This is a genomic window from Rahnella perminowiae (assembly GCF_019049755.1).
Lineage (GTDB): Bacteria > Pseudomonadota > Gammaproteobacteria > Enterobacterales > Enterobacteriaceae > Rahnella > Rahnella perminowiae.
This window is the reverse complement of the sequence record NZ_JAFMOS010000197.1, coordinates 1-1,726: the sequence shown is the minus strand read 5'-3', so window position 1 is coordinate 1,726 and position 1,726 is coordinate 1. Positions and strand designations below refer to the sequence as shown.

General features: G+C 56.6%; 1 protein-coding gene and 1 pseudogene. Both read right to left on the bottom strand.

Going from position 1 to position 1,726, the window contains the following annotated elements; translation table 11 throughout:
- Window positions 1–125 precede the first annotated feature (125 nt).
- Window positions 126–902: pseudogene (locus tag J1785_RS01230) on the bottom strand (ABC transporter ATP-binding protein); the annotation flags it as partial.
- Window positions 895–1,626, bottom strand: coding sequence for a FadR/GntR family transcriptional regulator (locus tag J1785_RS01225; RefSeq protein WP_047612502.1), 732 nt, complete (start codon window positions 1,624–1,626; stop codon window positions 895–897). The gene J1785_RS01225 and the pseudogene J1785_RS01230, both read right to left, overlap by 8 nt.
- Between the last annotated feature and the right edge of the window lie 100 nt (window positions 1,627–1,726).

Below are 1,726 nucleotides of genomic sequence, written 5' to 3'. Positions count from 1 at the left end.
TTAAGGGCAAAAACAATCTGCTCTTCGGTGAATCGTGACTTTTTCATCGGCACCACCTCCGTTCAGGGGAGTGTTTATCATGCCGGAATTCTGTTTCTGAATGGAGCAGGATTTTGGGTCAGGGTCAGTCCGATGGTGTAAGGGTGCTGAGGATTATTGAAAATATCGGCTACCTGACCCTGCTCGACAATCTGCCCGGCGTACATCACCGCCACGCTGTCGGCGACTTCTGCCACGACGCCCAGGTCGTGTGTAATCAGCAATAACGCGCTGCCGGTTTCCTGCTGAATACGGTTGAGCAGGGCGAGGATCTGCGCCTGAATGGTGACGTCCAGCGCGGTAGTGGGTTCATCGGCAATCAGCAGTTGCGGACGGTTGACCAGTGCCATGGCAATCATCACACGCTGACGCATGCCGCCGGAAAGCTGGTGCGGATAGGCATCCATCCGCAGTTCCGGGGCCGGGATCTGCACTTTTTTGAGAATTTCCAGGGCCTGTTCACGAGCCGGTTTTTTGCCGGCGCCCTGATGACGCATCACCGCTTCGGCCAGTTGATCGCCGAGTGTCAGCGCCGGATTGAGTGAAGTCATCGGTTCCTGAAAAATCATTGCCAGCTCCTGACCGCGCAGGTCAGCATACTGACGCTCCGACAGACCGGTGAGGGAGGTGTTATTCAGGCGGATATCCCCCTGCAATACTTTTGCGCCGGCGGGCAATAATCCCATCAGTGCCAGCGAAGTGACGCTTTTACCGCAACCGGATTCGCCCACCAGCGCCAGTGTTTCTCCGGCTTCAAGCTGTAAGGAAATGTCGTCGAGTACGGTGGCCGGTGAACCGGAAAACTGCACACGCAGGTTGCTGATGTGTAACAGTGGTGTGACGGGGCCTGCCGGGTCAGTCATCAGTAAAATCCTCCTCATCATGCAGGGTGGAAAGAAATGCCTGTTGCAGCGCCAGTAGATGCTCGCGCATCACTTTTGCGGCCTCTTTCGGCTGGCGTGCGGCAATGTGTTCTACGATGCGTTCGTGGTGATCGTCGTAACGGTTCAGGCGCTCCTGATTACGCGCCGCGTTGCGCACCGCCAGCCAGCTCGGATCCCGACGTATGGCGTCGACGGCATCGAACAGACCGAGCAACAACCGGTTACCGGCGGCATCGGCGATGGCGCGGTGAAAGGCGCTGTCCCAAAGCTCAATCTGATCCGGGTCGCCGCGTGACATCGTTTTCACCTTGTCCAGTAAACGGCGCATCAGCTGGATCTGTTCCGGCGTGGCGCGCAGGGCGGCATATTTCGCCAGCCCCGGTTCAATTTGCAGACGGGCTTCCATCACTTCCTGCAAATTAGATTGTTTCGGCAACGCCTGCAGACTCAGCGGCCGGGCAGGGCCATTCGGTCCGATAAACGTACCTTTCCCCTGCTTGCGCCACACCCGGCCTTCCTCTTCCAGCACATCCAGCGCCCGGCGGATTTCCCGGCGGCCGACATCAAACATCTGCATCAGATCGCGTTCTGCCGGCAGCGGTTGAGTCTGATCCGGATGCTGTTGTATCAGCTGCCGCAGCTGTTCAAGTGCTGAATTCGAGGTGCCGTTAGAAGGAGATTGCGCCCCGGAGTGTGTTGTCATATTTCAGTTTCCCGCTGGGAATTAAATCGTTAGTCAGTCCTTTGCATTTTCCGAACCAATTTTGTAATGGTTCATGAGAAAGTTTTGCAAAACGGAGAAT

Coding starts and splice junctions, on each gene's coding strand:
- J1785_RS01225 (WP_047612502.1), bottom strand. CDS start 1,626: ATGACAACACACTCCGGGGCGCAATCTCCTTCTAACGGCACCTCGAAT.